Here is a 23,931-nt window from a genome sequence, read left to right as displayed (position 1 = left end):
TAAAGTGAAACTTTAATCAGTGGGGGCATCCCAAACTGATTATTAGTTGAACCAATCCGGGATCTTACTGCCCGTTAATGCGGGATAAATAAGTGCATTTGAATGGAGGGGCATGATGAAGAGAGCATTATTCTTTTTTATTAGTATTTTCTTTTTAGGAAGTTGTTCGATTTCGTATGTTACTTTTTCTAGTGAGAGCAAGAATTGGACGGGGCAATATAAAGGGTATATTAAGGATGACAGTGAAGATGGAATGTTTACATTTCAGTATAAGGGCGGAGATGGAAATACAGAATTCAAAAATTTGGAGATTTCTATTAATGAAGCGTTTCGTACAATGACACAAACGTCAGAAGTTCATAAAGGAGCAAGGGTTGAAATGAAATCTTCTTGTGTAAGTTGCGCGCCTCTATCTAAAGATGAACCGATAGAGATTGTGATTAAATGGGATGATAAGTATGAGGAGAAGATGGTTTTAAAGCGGAAATAGAAAAAGGCAGCACTCAAGCTGCCTTTTTGTTATTTTACAAATTGTAATTCTTTCGGGAATTTCGTTAAAATTTCTGATCCGTCTTTTGTGATGTAAATATCATCTTCAATACGAACGCCACCTACGTTTGGTACGTAAATACCTGGCTCGATTGTGAAGACCATACCTTCTTTTAATGGAGATTCGTTACCAGCTTTTACATCTGGGTATTCGTGCACGCTAATTCCAAGTCCGTGACCAAGGCGGTGCGGGAAGAAGTCGCCGTAACCTGCATCTGCGATAACAGAACGAGCAGCGTTGTCGATTGCGCCAAGTGTAACACCTGGTTTACATGCTTCAACTGCTTGTAGTTGTCCAGCAAGTACAGTGTTATAAATGCGAGTTTGTTCTTCAGAAATGTCACCGAATGCTACTGTACGTGTAATGTCAGAGCAATAACCATCAATGATTACGCCTAAATCAAATAGTACGAAATCGCCGCGTTTCATTTTGTTTGCACCTGGAATACCGTGTGGAAGGGCAGAGTTTGCACCTGCTAATACCATCGTATCAAATGACATTTTATGTATGCCTTCTGTTTTTAATTCGTGTTCAATAATTGCTAATACTTCTAGTTCGCTACGATCTTCTTTAATTGCATTTACACCAACTTCAACAGCATAGTCTGCCATTTTAGCTGCTTCGCGTAAAATAGAAAGTTCTTTTTCGTCTTTAATTAAACGAAGTTCACGAACTTTTTCCTCAGCTGACGTGAAAGCTGCATTTGGGAATAGTTTTGTTAATTCTTCGTAGCGCTCTACGTTTAAATGTTCTTTTTCAATTGCAACTGCATTTGCATTGATACCGCGGTCTTTAATTGCTTTTGCAATCATATCCCATGGTCTGTCAGTATCAGTAAAACCGATAATTTCATGTGCCCAGCCAGCGTTACGTGCTTGGCCTTCTTCCATTTTAGGGCAAATTAAAATAGGTTCTTTCTCTTGGAATACAAACATACCAAGAAGTCTTTCGTGTGGTTCACAGTGGAAGTTTGTCATGTAGAAGACGTTCGGTGTAGAAGTTAAGAACGCAGCTTCAACGTTTTTTTCTTTTAGCCATTGCATTAAATTTTCTAATCTAGCATTCATCGATTGGCACCCCCGAGATATTTAATTACAACTATAACTTTAACTCGGAAGAAAGCGTTATGACAAGTAAATCGATGTTAGAAAAGACAGGGAATTGAAAAATCATGTAGAATAAAAAGTGAGAATGTAATAAGGGGAGGAATGTAATAATGAAAGTATCTTATCATGGGCATTCAGTTGTAAAGATTGAAACGAATGGAAAAGTAATTTTAATTGATCCGTTTTTAACAGGAAATCCGAAAACAGATTTAAAGGCTGAAGATGTAAAAGTAGATGCGATTCTTTTATCGCATGGACATGGTGATCATGTTGGAGATACAGTAGAGCTTGCGAAGAAAAATAATGCAGTTGTAGTGGCACCATTTGAACTAGCGACATTTTTAAGTTGGCAAGGTGTAAAAACACATCCGATGCATATTGGTGGTTCACATGAATTTGACTTCGGAAAAGTGAAGTTTACACAAGCATTCCACGGCTCTAGTTATATTGATGAAGAAAATAAGACGATTACATATACAGGTATGCCAGCGGGTATTTTATTTACAGCAGAAGAGAAGACTTTGTACCATGCAGGGGATACCGCTCTATTCTCTGATATGAAATTAATTGGGGAATTAAATAACATTGATGTAGCATTTTTACCAATTGGTGATAATTTCACAATGGGACCAGAAGATGCTGTTTTAGCAGCAAAATGGGTTCAGGCGAAAACTGTTGTACCGATGCATTACAATACGTTCCCAGTAATTGAACAAGATCCATATCAATTTGTAGAAAAGCTACAAAATTGTACAGGGAAAGTATTAGAAGCTGGAGAAAGTATTACACTATAGAAAAGAAACCCTTCATTTGAAAAGACAAGTGAAGGGTTTTTTACGTGTGTAGAACAGCTTGTAAAGGTTGTACTTGTTTTGATGATTCTTTTCTTTTTGGAAGTGGCTGTTCAGGTGTTTCATTCAATTCCATTGCAACTTTTTTCCCGTCTACGAAAGCTAAAAATACAGCACCTACAACTTCTAATAATTTTTTCATCATGTATCCGCTCCTTTGTTTTATTTCTTGTCTTCATTGTATATGGAAGCGGCTGGACAAACTATCGAACGAGATGACAATACCATTACATTGTTGTAATGGAAGCGGTGGTGTAATGTAAGGCGTATTTTGTTATAAAAAAAATAGTACAGATATATAAAGAGAGAGTGTAACAGTTTTGAAAATATAGTATACTGAAAATACAACACATGAAGAATTTAGGGAAAAGAAAGTATGGTGAAACCATTTGGCTACCAAGCATAACCAAATTTTAGAACATATTAATAGCCTGCCAGTAGGGCATAAAATTTCTGTAAGGCAAATTGCAAAAGATTTGAGTGTAAGTGAAGGTACAGCTTATCGTGCAATTAAAGATGCAGAAAATAAAGGGTATGTTAGTACGATTGAACGTGTCGGAACAATTCGAATTGAACAAAAGAAGAAAGAAAATATTGAAAAGCTGACATATGCAGAAGTCGTTAACATTGTCGATGGTCAAGTACTTGGAGGCAGAGAAGGACTACATAAAACGTTAAATAAATTCGTAATCGGAGCAATGAAATTAGAAGCGATGATGCGCTATACAGAAGCTGGAAACTTACTTATTGTCGGTAATCGTACGAACGCACATCAACTAGCGTTAGAAACTGGAGCTGCGGTGTTAATTACGGGCGGATTTGATACGGAAGATCATGTGAAGAAATTAGCAGATGAATTAAAACTGCCGATTATTTCAAGTAGTTACGATACATTTACAGTTGCAACATTAATTAACCGTGCGATTTACGATCAGCTTATTAAGAAAGAAATTGTACTCGTTGAAGATATTTTAACGCCAATTGAAGAAACGTTATATTTAAAGCCAGATGATACAGTGCAGCAATGGCATGCGTATAACGAAGAGACGATGCACGGAAGATATCCGATTGTTGATGAAAATAAAAAGGTATTAGGTATTGTAACTTCAAAAGATATGATCGGTGTAGCGAAAGAAACACCAATTGATAAAGTGATGACAAAGCATCCGATTACGGTAAATGGAAAAATGTCTGTCGCAGCTGCGGCGCGTATGATGGTATGGGAAGGTATTGAGTTACTTCCTGTTGTTGATGAAGGAAATAAGTTGCAAGGTATTATTAGCCGTCAAGATGTACTTCAGGCGTTGCAAATGATTCAGCGTCAACCGCAAGTCGGCGAAACAATCGATGATATTGTAACGAATCAATTTATGACGCCGAAAGAAGCGAAAAATGAACACTTATATCAATTTTCAGTGACACCGCAAATGACGAATTCAATCGGAACGCTATCTTACGGTGTATTCGCAACGATTGTGACGGAAGCAACGAATCGCGTTATTCGTGCGCAAAAGAAGAGTGATTTAATTGTTGAGAATTTAACAATCTATTTCGTAAAACCAGTTCAAATTGACAATGTTGTATCCGTTCATCCGAAAGTATTAGAAATTGGACGTAAATTTGGTAAGGTTGATGTAGAAGTACATCATGAAGGTAATGTTGTTGGAAAAGCATTGCTTATGGTGCAGTTAATTGATAAATAAGAAGATGGAGCAAGCCGCTTTGGTTTGTTCCATTTTTTTTAGAACGCTACAATACTACAATAGGGAGTTTGTAAATTTAGTTTGCAATCGAATCTATCGCGTTCTGTTTCATATTCATAAGTATGTGCACGCAATCGTTTGAAGATGCTTGAACAATAATTGTGGAGGTGTCGAATGGGAGTAATAATTCTCTTTTTAGGGGTAGTATTTGCAATAACTTTTCATGTGTTAACACATAGAAGAATGGATATAAAGAAAAAGAAATTGTATGTAGTAAGTTTGATTTTCGCTATTGTTTGTTCCTTTATCTCTACAGCTGGAGAAAATAAGGGCGATTTTCTATACTTTGGTGTACCAGCTGAAACATTTGTTTATTATGGCGGATGGGAAATTTCGTTTCATCCCTTAGGCTTTTTCTTTAACTTTATTTTGTTTTATTTTGTTTTGAATTTATTATTTAAGCTACGTAAGGGCTCGGGTAGAGAAGTAAAAAAATAGCAGGATATGTATCGGTACGGATAGAAAATTGGTGATTACTCGATAAGAAAGTTTAAGCTATTAATTATTACTATGCTTCACTATACGAACTAGGGGGATAGGAATGGATTTTCACACTAAAAAATGGTTATGTAAGCAATATAATTTAAATAGTTTTACGAAAGTTTCATTGTTGCATGGGGGAGAAAATCAAACATATATATTTGAATCGGACAAAAATAAATTTGTAGTGAGGCAGTATAGAGAAGGTCGTTATACAGCCGAGCAAATAGAAGCTGAAATACATTGGTTAATAGCAATACAAAAACAAATGTTAGTACCAGAAGTAGTTGTAAATAAAGATGGTGACTGGGTCACACCTGTTATGAAAGATGAGGGAAGTATCCAGTATTTTGTTGTCTTTAGGTTTATAAATGGAAATGAAATTATAGAACCAAAGGATAAAGATTATGAAAAACTTGGATCATTCATGCGAAAGTTTCATGAAAAAACAAATGGAGTGCTTAAAAGTGTGCCGCAAACTTGGAGGGGGTATGAAAGACCTATATATAGCGAGAAAAAGATGATTCATGAGCCTTTACAATGTTTATTACATGCTTCTTTTTTATCTTATGAGGATAAAAATAAATGCTTGAGAATTGCAGAAAGAATACAAGAACTTACAAACTCAATTCAATTGGGAGAAAAACAATTTGTTCACGGAGATATGCATTTTGGAAATATTCTTGTAGACAAAGAGGATTGGTATTTACTCGATTTTGATGAATGTGGATTTGGGTATAAAGAGTTTGATATTGGTGTTCCTAGATTGCATTTAATTGCTTCGGGACAGTTAGAAGAGGCATGGGGAAACTTCATGATGGGATATGGGGAAAATATTTCAGAATCAGCCATTCGACTTGGAGCTGCTTCAAGAATCTTTTATATGGCAGGGAAAATACCATTAAGACTTGATATTGAACCTATTAAAAAGAATCCTGATCATTTCATTCGCCGATATATTCAGTATGCGGAAGAGGAATTATGCGGTGAGACAATTGTCTGATAAAAAAACAGAATATTAATTCATTTAAATTTTAGACTATGGTATAATTATATTGTAAGAAAATGGATTTCTGGAAGGTGGTATACATTATGTCATCAACAGTACTCTTTTTTGGTAGTATCGCACTATTTTACTTCGTTGTGATGATACCAATTCAATATTTATACTTACAAGGTTTACATGAAAAAAAGAAAAAAACAGGATTATCTCAGCGAGAGCTATATGAAAAAATGTCTTTTGGGGAAGAACAATTACACCTTCATGTGCAAGGCAACCCATTCAATATCCCTTCTACGTTTGTAGCATATATGATTTTGAAAGTTAGGGGACGTAAAAAAGCATCACAATGTTGATGCTTTTTTACGTTGTTTCATAGACTTCGGCTTCTTCAACTGCTAATGGTAAGAAATGTTTATATTGGCGAAATCCATTAAATACACTTGCACTACCAAATAGAACAAATAAAACACCAACGATAATACGAGCGGTTGAAAGTTCTAAAAAGAATTGGTTTATCCCGAAGAATAAGACGAATGAACCGAGTGCCATTGCGGATTTTCCTGAGAGCCAACCTTTCTCCATTGGGCGGTTTGTACGAAAGTATTTTGTTTTGTAGAAGAGATACAACATAAATGAGACGATAATACAGAAGACTAATACTGGCATCATGCACACTCCCATCGTTTTATGAAAAATAATAGTGGAGAAAAAAGAAATATCTAAACTTTCTAACTTTTATTATAAAGCAATTGTTCGCATGTATGAAATACTTTCCGTTATAATGGAGAATAAAGTGAGACTTTCATTAGTGTGGGGATGTTTCCGCGGGCTAATGATTAGCCTACATTTATTGGGCTTTTACTGCACGTTGAAGTGAAGAAGTTGAATAAAAAGGAGATTATACATATGCATGAGCAAATTTTAGGAGCAATTAAAGAGTTTGATACAATTATTATTCATCGCCATGTGCGTCCGGATCCAGATGCGTTAGGTTCACAAGGCGGTCTTAGTACAATTCTACAAGAATCGTTTCCAGAGAAAAATATTTATACGGTTGGGTACAATGAACCGTCATTAGCATATTTACGAGTAATGGATGAGATTGAAGATAGTGTATACGAAAATGCGCTTGTTATCGTTTGTGATACAGCAAATCAAGAACGTGTTGACGATCAACGCTATACAAAAGGGAAGATGTTAATCAAAATTGATCATCATCCAAATGAAGATCCATACGGAGACATTACGTGGGTAGATACGACAGCGAGTTCTACAAGCGAAATGATTTATGAGTTTTATAATTATGGAAAAGATAAAGGATTACAAATAACGAAAGAAGCAGCTCGTCTTATTTTAGCAGGTATTGTTGGGGATACAGGTCGTTTCTTATTCCCGAATACAACAGCGAAAACACTTCGTTACGTAAGTGAGCTTGTTGATATGGATGTGAAATTCACAGATTTATACAATGAAATGTATAAAACAAAAGAAAAAATCGCTCGTTTAAACGGTTATATTTTACAAAACTTTACGATGGTAGAAGAAGGAGCAGCTTACATTAAATTAACGAAAGAAGTATTAGAAAAGTTTGATGTACTTCCTTCTGAGGCATCTGGCGTTGTTGGAGCACTTGGTAATATTGATGGATTAAAGGCATGGGTTCTATTTTTAGAGGAAGACGATGTGATTCGTGTTCGCCTTCGTTCAAAAGGACCAGTTATAAATAAATTAGCAATGCAATATAACGGTGGAGGACATCCGATGGCTTCTGGTGCAAAAGCATCTTCTTGGGAAGAAGCGGATCGTCTATTTGCTGATTTACGTGAGATTTGTAAATAAGAAATTATATGTTAGAACGAAAAGAAGGAGTGGCGCTAAAGCCCTCCTTCTTTATCCCGCTTTAATGGGCAGTAAGACCCCCACCTCAAATTTCAGCGAAAGCAAAGAAGTTAGGTGAGGATCAACTGCCCATAAAAGCCCGATTGGTTCAACTAATAATCAGTGGGGGATGAAGAAAACCCCCACTGATTAAAGTTTCACTTTATTTTTCTTTCTCTATCGTAATGCTAATTTCAAGCACGGTATCAAAAGATATTGTATCGACTTTAAAACGGTATAGCCGATCGTAATGTTTGTACGTCTTGTTTTCGATTACTTTTTTGAGTAGGTCTTTATTTTTTGCGATACTTTGTATGTTTTTCGTTAAAAGATGCTGGAGGTCATTATGGATAGATGTAGTCATATTTTCGAGTGTAAGATTGTCTAAATCGTATTTTTCTCGATTTATAAGTTTTATTTTAATCTCTTGAATGGTTAAGAGCCGTTTATTTTCAGTATTCAATTTTTCTTGATCTTCGAGAAGGACGTGGAGCTTTGCTTCTTGTTTTTCTATAATTTCTCTTTGTTCTGCTATTTTACTAGCTTGTTCTTCTTGAAAAACACCGTATATGTACAAAAAAATAAACCAGCTCAACACGCCTCCAACAGCAGCGCCAGCTAAAACTAAATACCATCTTTTCGCTGTATTGGCACTTGGTACTCTCATACATGCTCCTGCGTTAGCCATTTAATAATAATAAGACCAGTTTGCATACCACCTGTTGCGAAAAAAATAAGGAGAATTTGTTTTACGATATCTTTCATATCCCCGCCAAAGAAACTTCTTTCAAAACTATAAAACGTATCAAATGTTCCGCCAATCGCTGCAACGAGTGCCCAAATCCTTAAATTTTGGGCGAATTGATTAATGTAAGTGAGAGTTGGTTTTCCGATAAGAAATGCACCAAATCCACCAATTAATGAACCACCAAGTATAACCCCAAAGGCAATAAAATAACTAATAATAAGCAGAGAGAAAAAAGTGTGTTCTCTTACATCCATCGTCATTCCCCTTTCTTCTTCATATATATGGACAAAGTATAAGAAGTATGTTTTGATTTCCTCTTTCCTCTTCACCTATAATAAAAGTAGTCAAATAGGTAAAGAGAGGGTACAACAGTGAAGTTTGTGCATTTACAATGTCAAACCGTTTTTAGTTTATTAAAAAGTGCTTGTAAAATTGATGAACTTGTAGTTAGGGCGAAAGAGCTCGGTTATTCATCACTTGCTATTACGGATGAAAATGTGATGTATGGCGTTATTCCGTTTTATAAAGCATGTAAGAAACATGGTATACATCCTATTATCGGCTTAACAGCTTCTATTTTTAGTGAAGAAGAAGAAAAGTCTTATCCACTTGTCTTACTTGCTGAAAATGAAATAGGTTATCAAAATTTATTAAAGATCTCTAGTAGCATTATGACGAAGTCAAAAGAAGGTATTCCTAAGAAATGGCTTGCACATTATGCGAAAGGATTAATTGCTATTTCACCAGGTAAAGATGGGGAAATCGAACAATTATTATTAGAAGACAAAGAGAGTCAAGCTGAAGAAGTAGCTCGTATGTATCAAAATATGTTCGGCAATTTTTATATGAGTTTACAGCATCATGCGATTCAAGATGAACTGCTTCTGCAAGAGAAATTACCTGTATTTATAAGTAGGATAAATATTCCAGTCGTCGCAACAAATGATGTACGCTACATCAATCAAAGTGACGCACTTGTTCATGAATGCTTATTATCTGTTGAAAGTGGAACGAAAATGACGGATCCGGATAGGCCGAGGCTGAAAACAGATCAATATTATTTAAAATCATCAGATGAAATGGAAGCACTATTTTCTCACGTAGAAGAAGCGATTTATAACACAGTAGAAATTGCAGAACGTTGCAGAGTAGAAATACCGTTTCATGTAAATCAATTACCGAAATTCCCTGTTCCATCTAACGAAACGAATGATATGTATTTACGCCGCGTTTGTGAAGAAGGATTGCAGAAACGTTATGGTACGCCGAAAGAAGTACATATAAAGCGTTTGAATCATGAATTAAACGTGATTTCTAGCATGGGGTTTAGTGATTATTTCCTCATTGTCTGGGATTTTATGAAGTACGCGCATGAAAATCATATTTTAACAGGACCAGGTCGTGGATCGGCGGCTGGCTCACTCGTTTCTTACGTATTAGAAATTACAGATATTGATCCAATTGAATACGATCTATTATTTGAAAGATTTTTAAACCCCGAACGTGTGACACTTCCAGATATTGATATCGATTTTCCAGATATAAGACGTGATGAGATGATTCGATATGTGAAAGATAAATATGGTCAGCTTCGTGTTGCTCAAATTGTAACGTTCGGGACGCTGGCAGCGAAAGCGGCAATTAGAGATATTGCGCGTGTAATGGGGCTTCCACCGCGAGATATCGACATATTCTCAAAACTTATCCCATCAAAGCTTGGTATAACGTTAAAAGATGCATATGAGGAATCGCAATCACTCCGGGAGTTTATACAAGGAAACCTTTTGCATGAGCGTGTGTTTGAAATTGCAAAACGTGTAGAAGGCTTACCACGTCATACGTCTATTCATGCAGCTGGCGTTATTATGAGCCAAGAGCCATTAACCGGAAGTGTTGCAATTCAAGAAGGGCATAACGATGTATATGTTACGCAATACCCCGCTGATGCATTAGAAGAACTTGGGTTGCTCAAGATGGACTTTTTAGGATTACGGAATTTAACGTTACTTGAAAATATTATAAAGTTTATCGTGCAAAAAACAGGAAAAGAAATCGATATAAGAAATTTACCACTTCAAGATGAAAAGACATTCCAATTGTTAGGTAGAGGGGATACAACAGGTGTATTCCAGCTTGAATCAGGTGGTATGCGAAATGTACTTCGCGGGTTAAAGCCGAATGAATTTGAAGATATTGTTGCTGTTAACTCGTTATATAGACCAGGACCGATGGAGCAAATTCCAACCTTTATTGAATCAAAGCACGGAAAAAGAAAAATTGAATATTTACATCCGGACTTAAAACCGATTTTAGAAAGAACATACGGTGTAATTGTATATCAAGAACAAATTATGCAAATTGCGTCGAAGTTGGCGGGCTTCTCGCTCGGAGAAGCAGATTTATTACGTCGTGCAGTGAGTAAAAAAAATCGTGATATTTTAGATCAGGAACGTAAGCATTTTGTGCAAGGTTGTTTACAAAATGGTTATGACGAGACATCGGCAGAGAAAATTTATGATTTAATTGTAAGATTTGCAAATTACGGTTTTAACCGAAGTCACGCTGTAGCCTACAGTATGATTGGATATCAACTTGCCTACTTAAAAGCGAATTATACGCTGGAATTTATGACGGCACTATTATCGAGTGCAATTGGAAATGAAGATAAGATTGTGCAGTATATACGCGAAACGAAGCGAAAAGGTTTTCATGTTTTGCCGCCGTCTCTTCAGAGAAGTGGTTACAATTTCCAAATAGAAGGAAATGCGATACGTTACAGCTTACTTTCCATTCGAAACATCGGAATGGCTACAGTGACAGCATTAATCGAAGAACGAGAGAAAAAAATGTTTGAAGATTTATTTGAATTTTGTCTGCGCATGCCATCAAAGTTTGTAACGGAGCGAAATTTAGAGGCGTTCGTCTGGTCTGGATGTTTTGATGATTTTGGTGTTTCGAGAACGAATTTATGGAAAAGTCTTAAAGGAGCGTTAGAGTATGCCAATCTTGCACGTGATTTAGGAGATGCTGTTCCGAAATCAAAATACGTACAAGGAGAAGAGCTCTCTTTTATTGAACAGTTAAATAAAGAGAAGGAAGTACTAGGTTTTTATTTATCAAGCTATCCGACAGCGCAGTATGTGAAGTTAGCGAAAGAATTAGAAATTCCAACTCTCGCTCAGGCGATGCGACATAAGAAAAAAGTACAAAGAGCTATCGTGTACATAACAAGCGTGAGAGTGATTCGTACGAAAAAGTTGCAAAAGATGGCATTTATTACATTTTGTGATCAAAATGATGAAATGGAAGCAGTTCTTTTCCCCGAGACGTATATACATTTCTCAGATAAGTTACAAGAAGGAGCAATTGTTTTAGTTGACGGCATGATTGAGCTTAGAAATCATAAGCTGCAATGGATTGTAAATGGACTATATCCGTTAGAAGAAATGGATGTGTATGAGGGAAAAAAAGATGCGTCTGTTTACGTGAAATTGCCGTCTCAATATGAGAAAAAGCTTTTAAATCAGGTTACTAAAATATTGTTTGACTATTCGGGTTTTGCGAAAGTACTAATTTATTATGAAAAGGAACATAAAATGGTACAATTATCTCGAAGTTTATCGATTCATCCAAGTGAAGAATGTTTAGGAGCACTTCGTGAAATTGTCGGGGAAGAAAATGTGGTTGTGAAAATATAATGGACAATTTCCCTACACTTCGATTATTATAGTAGTAGTGTTCGTGGTCAGACCACTTGGAGAAATTGATATCAGCAAGAATAATTTGAGGAGAGTGGATAGTTTGTCAACACTTCGTGAAGAAGCACTTCACATGCATAAAGTGCATCAAGGAAAATTAGAAACTGTATCAAAAGTAAAAGTAGAAAATGCAAAAGATTTAAGTCTTGCATATTCTCCAGGGGTTGCAGAACCTTGTAAAGAAATTTATGACGATAAAAGTAAGGTATATGAATATACGATGAAGGGAAATATGGTAGCAGTTGTGACTGATGGAACGGCTGTACTTGGTCTTGGTAACATCGGACCTGAAGCATCTCTTCCAGTAATGGAAGGTAAAGCTGTATTATTCAAGAGCTTTGCTGGTGTAGATGCATTCCCAATTGCCTTAAATACAAACGATGTAGATAAAATTGTTGAAACTGTAAAATTAATGGAGCCAACTTTTGGCGGCGTTAACTTAGAGGATATCGCAGCACCAAACTGCTTCATTATTGAAGAACGTTTGAAAAAAGAAACAAATATTCCTATCTTCCATGATGATCAACACGGAACAGCTATCGTAACAGTAGCAGGTCTTGTGAACGCGCTAAAATTAGTTGGAAAGAAAATGTCTGACATTAAAGTTGTCGCAAATGGCGCAGGTGCAGCAGGTATTGCAATTATTAAACTTTTATATCGCTATGGCGTACGCGACATTATTATGTGTGACCGTAAAGGCGCGATCTATGAAGGTCGTCCTACAGGTATGAATCCGGTGAAGGATGAAGTGGCAAAATATACAAATAAGAATCGTATCGAAGGTTCTTTAGCTGATGTTGTACAAGGTGCGGACGTATTCATTGGTGTATCTGCAGAAGGTGCATTAACGGAAGAGATGGTTCGTACAATGAATGACGATGCAATTATTTTTGCAATGGCGAATCCAGTTCCAGAAATTATGCCAGAATTGGCAAAAGCAGCGGGCGCAGCTGTTGTTGGAACAGGTCGTTCTGACTTCGCAAACCAAGTAAATAATGTACTAGCGTTCCCTGGTATTTTCCGCGGTGCACTTGACGTACATGCGACACAAATTAACGAAGAAATGAAGATGGCAGCTGTACAAGCTATTGCTGAGCTTGTAGCAGAAGATGAGTTAAATGCAGACTATATCATTCCAGCACCGTTTGACGCGCGTGTAGCGCCTCAAGTAGCAGCTTACGTTGCAAAAGCTGCAATGGAGACAGGAGTAGCTCGCCGTCAAGTAGATCCAAATGAAGTTGCTGAGAAAACAAAACAATTAGCGCTGATTGGTAAAGAATAAGCGAGGAATTTCCATTGACATCATCAAATACAAAAGTATATCTCGAAATTGTAAAAAAAATCCGTTCCATTATGGAAGAGGATGGATTGGTAGCAGGGGATCGTTTGCCGTCTGAGCGTGAGTTAAGTTCACGTTTAAATGTAGGACGTTCCTCTGTAAGAGAAGCGTTGCGTGCCTTAGAACTTGTAGGATTAATTGAAACGAGACGTGGTGAAGGGACGTTTATTCGAAACTTTTACGATAACGGTCTTGTACAATTGATTGCTCCGTTCTTGCTGCAAGATGAGAAAACAATTCGTGATTTATTACAAACAAAACGATTGCTTGAGAAAGATATGATTCGAATTGTATGTAATTTACCGAAAGAAACGTTTTCTAAAGTGCTAAGTAAATTACATCAAGTGCTTGAAGGAAATGAAAACTCAGTTCCAATGCTTCACCAAACGTTCTTTAAAACACTTATTGAACAAGTCGATAATTATTTACTATATCGCATTTGGATGATCGTAAATGATTACGTATCAACTCTTTCTTGTAAAGTTTTAGGAGATTCTATCGATATGTATAGAAAGCTTTACGCTATTTTGGAAGAAAAACAAGAAAATGATGCACTAAAAATTTACGATGAATTAGTAGAGAATATACAGTTTCACTCGTAATGTATAAAATTTGTCGAAATGACCATGACACGTTATGACAAACATTCTATCGCGTAGCGGTTAAAGTTAAACGTAAAGAGTGAGGTTATTAGACAGATTGAGAAGATAAGGCTAACATCAAACTTTGGTGTTAGCCCAATTTTCTTCTTACGCTAACCTTAGCTCTCAACGAAGGGGGTCAAATTGTGCTAAGAGATTTATTCGTGAAAAAGAAAAAGTACGCTGCAATACCTTCAGAACAAGTACGAAAAGATGTACCAGACGGCGTTATGACAAAATGTCCGAAATGTAAAAAAATCATGTATACGAAAGAGCTTCTAAAAAATTTAAAAGTATGTGTGAATTGTGGATATCATCATCCTATGAATGCATGGGAACGTCTTGATAGTATATTGGACGAAGGGTCATTCCGTGAGTATGACAAAGAAATGGTTTCATTAAATCCACTCGAGTTTCCAGGATATGAAGAGAAACTAGAGAGCGATCGTAAAAAGACTGAATTGAACGAAGCGGTTGTAACTGGTGAAGGAACAATTGATGACATGCTTGTTGTTGTTGCAGTAATGGATTCTCGTTTTCGAATGGGGAGCATGGGCTCTGTTGTAGGAGAAAAAATTGCCCGTGCGGTTGAAAAGGCGTACGACTTACAAGTTCCATTTATTATCTTTACTGCTTCGGGTGGTGCCCGTATGCAAGAAGGGATATTAAGTTTAATGCAAATGGCAAAAACAAGCGTAGCTTTGAAAAAGCATAGTAATGCAGGAGGATTATTTATTTCTGTTATGACTCACCCAACGACGGGCGGGGTTTCAGCGAGTTTCGCTTCACTTGGTGATTATAATCTTGCAGAACCAGGGGCGCTGATCGGATTTGCTGGTAGACGTGTAATTGAACAAACGGTGCGTGAGAAACTACCGGAAGATTTCCAAACGGCAGAATTCTTACTAGAACATGGTCAATTAGATGCGGTGGTACATCGTGATGATATGAGAGAATCGCTTCGTAAGATTTTAGAAGTTCATCAAGGAGGGGAAATGGCTGTATGGCAGAGCTAGAATTTGAGAAACCAGTTGTTGAGCTAAGAAATAAGATTCGTGAACTGAAAGACTATACGAAAAACAGCCAGATGGACTTCAGTGAGGAGATTCGTATTTTGGAAGACAAGCTAGAAAATTTAGAGGAAGATATATACGGCAATATGAAAGTGTGGGACCGTGTTCAAATTGCTCGTCATGCAGAACGACCGACAACGCTCGATTATATTGAGCACTTATTTACTGATTTTTTTGAATGTCATGGAGATCGTCTATTTGGCGATGATGCAGCGATTGTCGGCGGCATTGCGAAGTATAAAGGGATGCCTGTAACTGTAATCGGGCATCAACGCGGAAAAGATACGAAAGAAAATATTCGCCGTAATTTTGGGATGCCTCACCCAGAAGGATATCGAAAAGCATTGCGTTTAATGAAGCAGGCGGAAAAGTTCAACCGTCCAATTATTTGTTTTATTGATACAAAAGGAGCTTATCCTGGTAAAGCTGCTGAAGAACGTGGTCAAAGTGAAGCTATCGCCCGCAATTTATTCGAAATGGCAGGCTTAACGGTGCCTGTTATTTGTATCGTTATCGGCGAAGGTGGTAGTGGTGGTGCACTAGGTCTTGGAGTAGGAGATTACATTCATATGCTAGAAAATTCCACTTATTCTGTTATTACGCCAGAGGGTGCAGCTGCAATTCTTTGGAAAGATGCAGGAAAAGCAAAGGAAGCTGCAGAGGCGATGAGAATTACAGCAGCAGATTTGAAAGAATTAGGTGTAATTGACGAAATTATTCCAGAGACAAAGGGTGGAGCACACCGTAATATTTTGAAACAATCAGAAAATATAGATTTAATGCTAGGGAAAACTTTTGAACAATTAAACGGAATTTCGAAAGATGAATTAATCGAAAAACGTTATGAAAAATATATGAAAATTGGGCAAGTTTCGTTTTCAAACGCTTCCATTTGGATAAAATAAGAAAAGCGTGCGTTCCACTTCGCGAATGCACGTTTTTATTATGAAAAGACACATCTTCTCCATTGTATTTTTATATTTTTTCGTGTTATTTTATTATAAGGCAAATAATCTTTATGAGGTGAGTACAAATGAAACGTATTGGTGTATTAACAAGTGGTGGAGATTCACCTGGTATGAATGCTGCCATTCGTGCAGTTGTTCGTAAAGCGATTTTCCATGATATTGAAGTATATGGTATTTACCATGGATACGCTGGATTAATTTCTGGTCACATTGAAAAATTAGAACTAGGTTCTGTTGGCGATATTATCCACCGCGGTGGTACGAAATTATATACAGCAAGATGTCCTGAGTTTAAAGACCCAGAAGTACGACTAAAAGGTATCGAGCAATTAAAGAAACACGGTATCGAAGGACTTGTTGTTATTGGTGGAGATGGTTCTTACCAAGGCGCTAAAAAATTAACTGAACAAGGATTCCCATGTGTTGGTGTACCAGGTACAATTGACAATGATATCCCTGGAACAGACTTCACAATTGGTTTCGATACAGCTTTAAACACTGTTATTGATGCAATTGATAAAATTCGTGACACAGCTACATCTCATGAACGTACATATGTTATCGAAGTAATGGGACGTCACGCTGGTGATATCGCATTATGGGCTGGTTTAGCTGATGGTGCGGAAACAATCTTAATTCCAGAAGAAGAGTATGACATGGAAGATGTTATCGCTCGTCTGAAGCGCGGTAGTGAACGTGGTAAAAAACACAGTATTATCGTTGTAGCTGAAGGTGTTGGAAGTGCAATTGACATCGGTAAGCACATTGAAGAAGCAACAAACTTTGATACTCGCGTAACTGTATTAGGTCACGTACAACGTGGTGGATCACCAAGTGCACAAGACCGTGTATTAGCAAGCCGTCTTGGTGCAAGAGCAGTTGAATTATTAATTGCTGGTAAAGGTGGACGTTGTGTAGGTATTCAAGATAACAAACTTGTTGATCATGATATTATCGAAGCGTTAGCTCAAAAGCATACAATCGATAAAGATATGTATCAATTATCTAAAGAATTATCCATCTAATCGGCGTAATGTCGGATATTTGGGAACGGTTTCATAATTTTCGGAGGTGCAATATGCGTAAAACTAAAATTGTATGTACTATAGGTCCTGCTAGTGAAAGTATTGAAAAATTAGAGCAATTAATCGAAGCAGGTATGAACGTTGCTCGTTTAAACTTCTCTCATGGTAGCCATGAAGAACACGGCGCTCGTATTAAAAACATTCGTGAAGCTTCAAAGAAAACTGGTAAAACAGTTGGTATCTTACTTGATACAAAAGGTCCAGAAATCCGTACTCACGACTTCGTAGACGGACAAGCTGAGCTTGTAACAGGTGCAGAAGTTGTTATTTCTACTGAGCAAGTATTAGGTACTGCAGAGAAGTTCTCTGTATCTTATGCTGGTCTTTATGACGATGTAAACCCAGGTTCTCGCATTCTAATCGATGACGGTCTTATCGAGCTAGAAGTAATCGAAAAAGCTGACGGAAACATCCGTACAAAAGTTCTTAACAGCGGAACTGTAAAAAATAAAAAAGGTGTTAACGTACCAAACGTAAGCATTAAGCTTCCTGGTATCACTGAAAAAGACGTAAAAGATATCATCTTCGGTATCGAGCAAAAAGTTGATTTCATCGCAGCTTCATTCGTACGTAAAGCAGCTGACGTATTAGAAATCCGTGAATTACTAGAAGAGCATAACGCTCAATACATCCAAATCGTACCAAAAATCGAAAACCAAGAGGGTATCGACAATATCGATTCAATCTTAGAAGTTTCTGACGGTTTAATGGTAGCTCGTGGTGACATGGGTGTAGAAATTCCACCAGAAGAAGTACCATTAGTACAAAAACGTCTAATCAAAAAATGTAACGTGTTAGGTAAACCAGTTATTACTGCAACACAAATGTTAGATTCTATGCAACGTAACCCACGTCCAACTCGTGCGGAAGCAAGTGACGTAGCTAACGCAATCTTCGATGGTACAGACGCAATCATGCTTTCAGGTGAAACAGCTGCTGGACAATACCCAGTAGAAGCAGTAACAATGATGGCTAACATTGCAGTACGTGTTGAAAAATCATTACAATATGAAGATATGTTCAAAAAACGTATTAAAGAGTTCACTCCAACAATTACAGATGCAATTAGCCAATCTGTTGCGCATACAGCACTTGCTCTTGATGTAGCTGCAATCGTAGCTCCAACAGAAAGTGGATATACTGCGAAAATGATCTCTAAATACCGTCCAAAATCTCCAATCGTAGCTGTAACATCTGACGAGCAAGTAGGACGTCGTCTTGCGCTTGTTTGGGGTGTACAAGCATTTATGGCTGAGAAGCGCGCAGCTTCTACTGACGAAATGTTAGATACAGCGATTCAAACAGGTATGGATGCAGGTCTAATCGGACTTGGAGACACTGTAGTAATCACTGCTGGTGTTCCAGTTGCTGAAACTGGTACAACAAACTTAATGAAAATCCACGTTGTTGGTGAAGAAGTTGCTAAAGGACAAGGAATCGGTCGTAAAGCTGCAAAAGGTAAAGTAGTTGTAGCGAAAACAGCTGCTGAAGCTGTAGCGAACGTAAACGAAGGTGATATCCTTGTTACAACAAGCACTGATAAAGATATGATCCCTGCAATCGAAAAAGCTGCTGCTCTAGTTGTAGAAGAAGGCGGTCTAACAAGCCATGCGGCTGTTGTAGGTGTATCAATCGGTATTCCTGTTATCGTTGGTGTAAACGGCGTAACAGCAACTTTAAAAAATGGCCAAGAAGTAACAGTTGATGCAGCACGCGGAATTGTTTATAATGGACATGCGGAAGTGCTATAAGTAATACGGAGAGAAGGATCGGAGTCCTTCTCTTTTTTTTACACAAAAATGAGGTAAAATTAGCTTAAAACGTCTGAAATTGCTTTTAAAAGCTATTTATTATGAAGTTTGATGGGAAAGTGCGTTTGGCTTTTATATGGTGTATATGGACGTTGTGAGGGTGTTTAAAGTGATGGGATATGAAAGGAGTGTAGAACTATGAAGTGGTTACTATTCTTGTTTATTTTAATACCGGCTATTGAGATTACAGTCTTAATTGGGTCGAGTCATGTAATAGGTTTGTGGTCTACGTTCGCTATGATCGTATTTACAGGCGTTGTAGGTGTATATTTGGCGAAAAGACAAGGGTTTAAAGTGCTTGGAGAGATTCAATCTAAGTTGAATAGAGGAGAAATGCCAGGAGCAGCGGTCTTAGATGGTATTTTTATCTTTATAGGAGGTATTCTTTTGGTGCTTCCTGGATATGTAACGGATATAATAGGTTTCATCTTTGTTGTCCCTATGACGAGGGCTGTATTGAAGCCGTTTGTTATGAAGTGGATGGAATGGAAGTTTAGAAAAAACTCAACTATTATTGTGCAGAAATAGTGCTTAGATTATAGCGATCTAAGCACTATTTTTTTGTCTGTAAAAGGATGAGAGGGTGGTTAAAGTTCAGTTAATGAAAGATGTGTTTTAACATGCGGCGAATGTGACAGTTAATAATCGATGGGGATAGGATCCTTGTAGATTAAAGTTTTACTTTGTTGTATTTGTTGTGTATTTTTTCGATTGGATATGTGATTTGGGGAGTTGTTAACTCTGAATTAGTGTGTTTAAAGTGGGAATCTGAACTTAAGATTGTTTTTGTATGTAAAAAAGAATGAATTGGAATGAAAAAAGTTAAATAAGAATAGGCAAACGGTCAGTTTAAGTCTCATTTTATGCCATTTTGTATATTTATTCATTTACATAAAAAGTAATAAATGTAAGTAATAATTATAATGATAATAGAATAAATATGTAAAAACACCACTAAATATGCGTTTTTTATGCAAAAAAACAAGAGGATTATCTTTTTTGAGTGCAATTCTCTTGTTTTATGTAATGAGTATGAAAAATAAGTACAAGGAATAATCAGTGGGAAATTCCCACTGATTACATGTAAGTTTTTTGTTGTGTATGAATTAGAAACTATTATTTTGAAGGTGAGCCTTTAATATATTTCCACAAATCATGGAATACACGAGCTTTGTGTAATGTATTAAGTAGTACTAAGGTGACTGGACCGATGATTAATCCTAAGAAGCCAAAGAGCTTAAAGCCGACAAATAGAGCAATCAGTGTTGCTAATGGATCAAGGCCGATATTAGATGAAAGTACCTTTGGCTCCATAATTTGTCTTTGGACAATCACGACGATGTATAAAATGAGAAGACCGATGGCGAAAGCAGTGTCGCCAGTGAAAAATACGTATATAACCCAAGGAACGAAGACAGCTCCTGTTCCTAAATACGGGAGTAAATCTACAACCCCTGTAATAATCGCGATAGTAATGGCGTATGGTACGCGTAATATTAAAAGTCCGATTAATACAATAACAGTTGTCATAGATACGAGTGTAAGTTGTGCTTTAACAAAACCGAATAAAGCTTTTCTTAAATCCACAAAAATAGTTTTTCCATAGCCATGAACACGGTTGGGTAAAAACTTTCTTACCTTCTGAGCAAGACGATGCCAATCGTAACTAATGAAGAAAGTGGCTAATAAAACGAAAACAAGTACAGTTAAAGTAGTTGGTAGTGCACTAATAAAATTTGTTAACCCGCTTATAATAGCGGTTAAAAGTTCTTTCATTTGCGTCGTTGCTTCAGTTCCTAAGTTTTGAATGTTTTGTGTAATCGTATAGCGCTGTGGTTCCCCAAGATGATTAAATTTAGAAATTAAATCATCATAGAGAGGCATAATATGATTAAGTGCAAACTGCTGAGCGAATGCAACGATATCCGGAAATTTTACTGTAACAAGTTGTAGTAAGTATGTTGTAGCAGATATTGCTTCTGTTACAAGGTATGTAACGAGTCCGACGATAGCTCCAAATACGAGAATTAAGCTAACGAGTACTGCGAGTGCGCGAGGAAATTGTAGTTTTTGATTAAGGAAATTGACGACAGGATTAATCAAATAAGCAAATGCGAAAGCGATAATAAAAGGATAGATAAGTCCTGACATATATAGTAATGCATAGAACCCGGCTACCGTAGCTACAATGACAAATATGAGTCGCAATATCATATATAGTAAGTTTCGATTCAAAGATGTATACCTCCCATTCCAATTTGGATTATCCTAATTCGTTCAACTTATAACGAGTGTGCCCCACTGATTAAAGTTTCACTTTACCCCGCTTTAACGGGCAGTAAATCTCCTGCCCGAAGTGCAGCTGTATCAAAGGAGTTACATGGAGATAAACTGCCCGTAAAAGCCCGATTGGTGAAGGCTAATAATCAGTGGAAAATGCCCCACTGATTAAAGTTTCACTTTATGTTATAGTGGAATGATGGATTTTTCCTGCTTTTTCAGTACGTGAGTGACTGTGAAAGCTTGGTGTTGATGCTTCTACTATATGGTAAAAACTTCATTTTCTCTTCTTTTTATTTTACCTGTTTCTAATTAGAAAAGAAAGGAGAGACGCTCGTTTTTTAAAATGTATACATGCTTACATTTGTATGGTGAAAGTCTCAGTTTTTCATTTTAAAATGCATAAAAAATGAAGTGATTCATGTTGGATAGGCATCGATATAGCATGTATAACGATAGGTTTAAAGGTATTTTTGTTTGGAAATGAGTTCATTATTTTCAGAAAGGAAGTGCAAACATGATTAGTCAGTCAACGTTATTTTTATTCATACTACTTATTATAGGACTTATTGCGAAAAACCAATCGCTTACTGTAGCTATTGGTGTGTTATTTCTATTGAAATTTACGTTTCTAGGAGATAAAGTCTTTCCTTATCTACAAACGAAAGGGATTAACCTCGGTGTTACGGTTATTACAATAGCAGTACTCGTACCGATTGCAACGGGGGAAATAGGTTTTAAGCAACTTGGGGAAGCAGCGAAATCGTATTATGCATGGATTGCTTTAGCTTCAGGGGTAGCAGTTGCTCTGTTAGCGAAAGGTGGCGTACAATTATTAACGACAGATCCTCATATTACAACTGCACTCGTTTTCGGGACAATTATAGCAGTTGCTTTATTTAATGGGGTCGCTGTAGGTCCATTAATTGGGGCTGGAATTGCCTATGCAGTTATGAGTATTATACAGATGTTTAAATAAAGAATTTTATAGTAATATAAAATTTTTGAATTCTTTCTGTTCACAAAAGTCAGATAATTGTTTATAATAGGATTAGAAACTTTGAAAAGTTACATAACAGCAGAGACTTTACACCAGATAAAATAAAAACAACATAAAACAATTTTATAATGATATTGCTTTATGTTGTTTTTATCATAAAACTCTTCGGAATTCATTTTCCTCACTAACTTGTTGTTTTGAGCGTGAGGATTCGGGGAGACATTCACGCTCATGCTTTCCATGTAAACAATGGACAATAAGAGGGGAACATCGCAACAAATTTGCATGATCGTGCATTTTGCTTGCCTAAAGAGTGAACGGGCGTTCATAATTCAAAAGGGGAGCAAATAGATATAAGGAGCAAGGTTGGGAGAATTTTCAGGAAAAGGAGAGAATGTCATGACTGTTATTCGAGGTTTAGAAGGGGTAGTAGCAACAACATCATCTGTGAGCTCTATTATTGATGATACATTAACTTATGTTGGGTATAATATTGATGATTTAGCTGAGAATGCTACATTTGAAGAAGTAGTGTACTTATTATGGCATCGCAAGCTTCCTAACGAGCAAGAACTAGCGGAATTTAAGGAGATTGTATCGGAATACTATAAAGTTCCAGGTGAGATTTTAGCATATTTGAAACAAGTAGATTTAAAAATCGCACATCCGATGTCTGTTTTACGAACTGCAATTTCCATGCTATCATTATACGATGAGAGCGCTGAAATTATGGATGAAAAGTCCAATTATTTGAAAGCGGTTAAATTACAGGCTCAAGTAGGAACTTTAGTTGCTGCTTACGCAAGAATCCGTAAAGGCTTAGATGTTGTTGAGCCTAGAAATGATTTATCATTAGCTGCAAACTTCTTGTACATGTTAAATGATCGCGAGCCAAATGAAGTTGAAATTGAAGCTTTTGATAAGGCGCTTGTACTTCACGCAGATCATGAGTTAAACGCTTCTACATTTACTGCACGCGTTTGTGTAGCTACACTTTCAGATGTATATTCTGGTATTACAGCAGCAATCGGTGCGTTAAAAGGTCCTCTTCACGGCGGGGCAAATGAAAATGTAATGAAGATGTTAACTGAAATTGGCGAAGAAGAAAATGTAGAATCATATATTCATAATGCTCTTCAAAATAAAGTGAAAATTATGGGCTTTGGCCACCGTGTATATGAGCATGGTGATCCACGTGCAAAACATTTACGCGAAATGTCTAAGAGATTATGCGTGCTTTTAGGAGAAGAGAAATGGTATAATATGTCTATCAAAATTGAAGACATTGTAACAAAAGAAAAAGGTCTTCCACCAAATGTTGATTTCTATTCAGCTTCTGTATACCATTGTTTAGGAATTGACCATGACTTATTTACACCTATTTTTGCAATTAGCCGTATGTCAGGCTGGTTAGCTCATATTCTAGAACAATATGAAAATAACCGTTTAATCCGTCCGCGTGCTGATTATAATGGACCAACACATCAAGTTTATGTTCCGATTGCACAACGATAAGCGAATAACACTATTTTGATAGTGAAAATACGCTTTCAAAAGTCTGATTTTTTCGGAAAGATGTAATGATTAGAATATTTTA

The 23,931-nt window shown here is 36.8% G+C and carries 23 protein-coding genes; 17 read left to right on the top strand and 6 right to left on the bottom strand.

The window, feature by feature from the left end:
* Positions 1 to 115 precede the first annotated feature (115 nt).
* On the top strand, positions 116 to 490 hold the full coding sequence (locus tag MKY00_RS23235) for a hypothetical protein (RefSeq protein ID WP_016718652.1): 375 nt from the start codon (positions 116 to 118) through the stop codon (positions 488 to 490).
* 29 nt (positions 491 to 519) lie between these two features.
* On the opposite strand, the gene pepQ is transcribed toward MKY00_RS23235, so the two are convergent.
* Positions 520 to 1,617, bottom strand: a complete 1,098-nt coding sequence (gene pepQ / locus MKY00_RS23230; protein ID WP_000994041.1) for a Xaa-Pro dipeptidase — start codon at positions 1,615 to 1,617, stop codon at positions 520 to 522.
* Between the two features lie 149 nt (positions 1,618 to 1,766).
* Here pepQ and MKY00_RS23225 point away from each other — a divergent pair, with 149 nt between their 5' ends.
* Positions 1,767 to 2,450: a metal-dependent hydrolase gene (locus MKY00_RS23225; protein ID WP_000868938.1), complete on the top strand. Its 684-nt coding sequence runs from the start codon at positions 1,767 to 1,769 to the stop codon at positions 2,448 to 2,450.
* Between the two features lie 40 nt (positions 2,451 to 2,490).
* On the opposite strand, the gene MKY00_RS23220 is transcribed toward MKY00_RS23225, so the two are convergent.
* Positions 2,491 to 2,652, bottom strand: coding sequence for a hypothetical protein (locus tag MKY00_RS23220; RefSeq protein WP_000976302.1), 162 nt, complete (start codon positions 2,650 to 2,652; stop codon positions 2,491 to 2,493).
* 244 nt (positions 2,653 to 2,896) lie between these two features.
* On the opposite strand from MKY00_RS23220, the gene MKY00_RS23215 reads away from it, so the two are divergent.
* The 4 genes from MKY00_RS23215 to MKY00_RS23200 all read left to right on the top strand — a co-directional run bounded on the left by MKY00_RS23215 (position 2,897) and on the right by MKY00_RS23200 (position 6,106).
* A complete protein-coding gene (locus MKY00_RS23215; protein ID WP_000201583.1) occupies positions 2,897 to 4,210 on the top strand; it encodes a CBS domain-containing protein in 1,314 nt (437 codons plus the stop codon).
* 174 nt (positions 4,211 to 4,384) lie between these two features.
* On the top strand, positions 4,385 to 4,708 hold the full coding sequence (locus tag MKY00_RS23210) for a hypothetical protein (protein ID WP_016718651.1): 324 nt from the start codon (positions 4,385 to 4,387) through the stop codon (positions 4,706 to 4,708).
* Positions 4,709 to 4,811: 103 nt separating this feature from the next.
* Positions 4,812 to 5,753, top strand: a complete 942-nt coding sequence (locus MKY00_RS23205) for a phosphotransferase enzyme family protein (RefSeq protein ID WP_016718650.1) — start codon at positions 4,812 to 4,814, stop codon at positions 5,751 to 5,753.
* 89 nt (positions 5,754 to 5,842) lie between these two features.
* Positions 5,843 to 6,106, top strand: coding sequence for a DUF3949 domain-containing protein (locus MKY00_RS23200; RefSeq protein WP_016718649.1), 264 nt, complete (start codon positions 5,843 to 5,845; stop codon positions 6,104 to 6,106).
* 7 nt (positions 6,107 to 6,113) lie between these two features.
* On the opposite strand, the gene MKY00_RS23195 is transcribed toward MKY00_RS23200, so the two are convergent.
* Positions 6,114 to 6,419, bottom strand: a complete 306-nt coding sequence (locus tag MKY00_RS23195; RefSeq protein ID WP_001144773.1) for a YtpI family protein — start codon at positions 6,417 to 6,419, stop codon at positions 6,114 to 6,116.
* Positions 6,420 to 6,659: 240 nt separating this feature from the next.
* Between MKY00_RS23195 and MKY00_RS23190 the strand changes: the two genes are divergently transcribed.
* Positions 6,660 to 7,592, top strand: a complete 933-nt coding sequence (locus MKY00_RS23190) for a DHH family phosphoesterase (RefSeq protein ID WP_000545151.1) — start codon at positions 6,660 to 6,662, stop codon at positions 7,590 to 7,592.
* A gap of 202 nt (positions 7,593 to 7,794) precedes the next feature.
* Here MKY00_RS23190 and ytrI read toward each other — a convergent pair whose 3' ends face one another.
* Complete coding sequence (gene ytrI, locus MKY00_RS23185; protein WP_001265736.1) at positions 7,795 to 8,298, bottom strand: sporulation membrane protein YtrI; 504 nt, start codon at positions 8,296 to 8,298, stop codon at positions 7,795 to 7,797.
* A complete protein-coding gene (locus tag MKY00_RS23180; protein WP_001998397.1) occupies positions 8,295 to 8,708 on the bottom strand; it encodes a YtrH family sporulation protein in 414 nt (137 codons plus the stop codon). The genes ytrI and MKY00_RS23180 overlap by 4 nt, the downstream gene beginning before the upstream one ends.
* Before the next feature lie 42 nt (positions 8,709 to 8,750).
* Between MKY00_RS23180 and dnaE the strand changes: the two genes are divergently transcribed.
* The 8 genes from dnaE (at position 8,751) to MKY00_RS23140 (ending at position 19,582) form a co-directional block, all read left to right on the top strand.
* Entirely contained in the window at positions 8,751 to 12,077 is a 3,327-nt protein-coding gene (gene dnaE, locus MKY00_RS23175; protein ID WP_016718648.1) for a DNA polymerase III subunit alpha, read from the top strand.
* A gap of 133 nt (positions 12,078 to 12,210) precedes the next feature.
* Positions 12,211 to 13,419, top strand: coding sequence for an NAD(P)-dependent malic enzyme (locus MKY00_RS23170; protein ID WP_011199012.1), 1,209 nt, complete (start codon positions 12,211 to 12,213; stop codon positions 13,417 to 13,419).
* Positions 13,420 to 13,433: 14 nt separating this feature from the next.
* Positions 13,434 to 14,078: a FadR/GntR family transcriptional regulator gene (locus tag MKY00_RS23165; RefSeq protein WP_016718647.1), complete on the top strand. Its 645-nt coding sequence runs from the start codon at positions 13,434 to 13,436 to the stop codon at positions 14,076 to 14,078.
* Positions 14,079 to 14,263: 185 nt separating this feature from the next.
* Positions 14,264 to 15,133, top strand: a complete 870-nt coding sequence (accD, locus tag MKY00_RS23160) for an acetyl-CoA carboxylase, carboxyltransferase subunit beta (RefSeq protein ID WP_000942865.1) — start codon at positions 14,264 to 14,266, stop codon at positions 15,131 to 15,133.
* Positions 15,121 to 16,095 carry an acetyl-CoA carboxylase carboxyl transferase subunit alpha gene (accA, locus tag MKY00_RS23155; protein WP_000818797.1) on the top strand — a complete coding sequence of 325 codons (975 nt, stop codon included), beginning with the start codon at positions 15,121 to 15,123 and terminating at the stop codon, positions 16,093 to 16,095. The genes accD and accA overlap by 13 nt, the downstream gene beginning before the upstream one ends.
* 128 nt (positions 16,096 to 16,223) lie before the next feature.
* Positions 16,224 to 17,183 (top strand): 6-phosphofructokinase, encoded by a 960-nt coding sequence (gene pfkA / locus MKY00_RS23150; protein ID WP_000821163.1) that lies wholly within the window; start codon positions 16,224 to 16,226, stop codon positions 17,181 to 17,183.
* Between the two features lie 53 nt (positions 17,184 to 17,236).
* Positions 17,237 to 18,994, top strand: coding sequence for a pyruvate kinase (gene pyk / locus MKY00_RS23145; protein ID WP_001232661.1), 1,758 nt, complete (start codon positions 17,237 to 17,239; stop codon positions 18,992 to 18,994).
* A gap of 198 nt (positions 18,995 to 19,192) precedes the next feature.
* Entirely contained in the window at positions 19,193 to 19,582 is a 390-nt protein-coding gene (locus MKY00_RS23140; RefSeq protein ID WP_016718646.1) for an FxsA family protein, read from the top strand.
* A 588-nt stretch (positions 19,583 to 20,170) separates the two neighbouring features.
* Here MKY00_RS23140 and ytvI read toward each other — a convergent pair.
* The gene (ytvI, locus tag MKY00_RS23135) at positions 20,171 to 21,289 is read right to left on the bottom strand and encodes a sporulation integral membrane protein YtvI (protein ID WP_001081377.1); all 1,119 of its coding nucleotides are present in this window, start codon (positions 21,287 to 21,289) and stop codon (positions 20,171 to 20,173) included.
* Positions 21,290 to 21,851: 562 nt separating this feature from the next.
* On the opposite strand from ytvI, the gene MKY00_RS23130 reads away from it, so the two are divergent.
* Entirely contained in the window at positions 21,852 to 22,313 is a 462-nt protein-coding gene (locus MKY00_RS23130) for a DUF441 domain-containing protein (protein ID WP_000625507.1), read from the top strand.
* A 387-nt stretch (positions 22,314 to 22,700) separates the two neighbouring features.
* Positions 22,701 to 23,849, top strand: coding sequence for a citrate synthase (citZ, locus tag MKY00_RS23125; protein ID WP_000503657.1), 1,149 nt, complete (start codon positions 22,701 to 22,703; stop codon positions 23,847 to 23,849).
* Positions 23,850 to 23,931 lie beyond the last annotated feature (82 nt).

It is taken from the genome of Bacillus sp. FSL R9-9834, from assembly GCF_038006905.1.
GTDB classification, from domain to species: domain Bacteria; phylum Bacillota; class Bacilli; order Bacillales; family Bacillaceae_G; genus Bacillus_A; species Bacillus_A pacificus.
This window is presented reverse-complemented; position numbering and strand designations above follow the sequence as displayed.

Bases quoted from the DNA above. Each gene is read 5' to 3' on its own strand.
- MKY00_RS23235 (WP_016718652.1), top strand. From the start codon at position 116: ATGAAGAGAGCATTATTCTTTTTTATTAGTATTTTCTTTTTAGGAAGT.
- accA (WP_000818797.1), top strand. From the start codon at position 15,121: ATGGCAGAGCTAGAATTTGAGAAACCAGTTGTTGAGCTAAGAAATAAG.
- MKY00_RS23190 (WP_000545151.1), top strand. From the start codon at position 6,660: ATGCATGAGCAAATTTTAGGAGCAATTAAAGAGTTTGATACAATTATT.
- MKY00_RS23200 (WP_016718649.1), top strand. From the start codon at position 5,843: ATGTCATCAACAGTACTCTTTTTTGGTAGTATCGCACTATTTTACTTC.
- pepQ (WP_000994041.1), bottom strand. From the start codon at position 1,617: ATGAATGCTAGATTAGAAAATTTAATGCAATGGCTAAAAGAAAAAAAC.
- MKY00_RS23195 (WP_001144773.1), bottom strand. From the start codon at position 6,419: ATGCCAGTATTAGTCTTCTGTATTATCGTCTCATTTATGTTGTATCTC.
- MKY00_RS23205 (WP_016718650.1), top strand. From the start codon at position 4,812: ATGGATTTTCACACTAAAAAATGGTTATGTAAGCAATATAATTTAAAT.
- pyk (WP_001232661.1), top strand. From the start codon at position 17,237: ATGCGTAAAACTAAAATTGTATGTACTATAGGTCCTGCTAGTGAAAGT.
- MKY00_RS23210 (WP_016718651.1), top strand. From the start codon at position 4,385: ATGGGAGTAATAATTCTCTTTTTAGGGGTAGTATTTGCAATAACTTTT.
- MKY00_RS23220 (WP_000976302.1), bottom strand. From the start codon at position 2,652: ATGATGAAAAAATTATTAGAAGTTGTAGGTGCTGTATTTTTAGCTTTC.
- MKY00_RS23225 (WP_000868938.1), top strand. From the start codon at position 1,767: ATGAAAGTATCTTATCATGGGCATTCAGTTGTAAAGATTGAAACGAAT.
- pfkA (WP_000821163.1), top strand. From the start codon at position 16,224: ATGAAACGTATTGGTGTATTAACAAGTGGTGGAGATTCACCTGGTATG.
- MKY00_RS23130 (WP_000625507.1), top strand. From the start codon at position 21,852: ATGATTAGTCAGTCAACGTTATTTTTATTCATACTACTTATTATAGGA.
- MKY00_RS23170 (WP_011199012.1), top strand. From the start codon at position 12,211: ATGCATAAAGTGCATCAAGGAAAATTAGAAACTGTATCAAAAGTAAAA.
- MKY00_RS23140 (WP_016718646.1), top strand. From the start codon at position 19,193: ATGAAGTGGTTACTATTCTTGTTTATTTTAATACCGGCTATTGAGATT.
- ytrI (WP_001265736.1), bottom strand. From the start codon at position 8,298: ATGAGAGTACCAAGTGCCAATACAGCGAAAAGATGGTATTTAGTTTTA.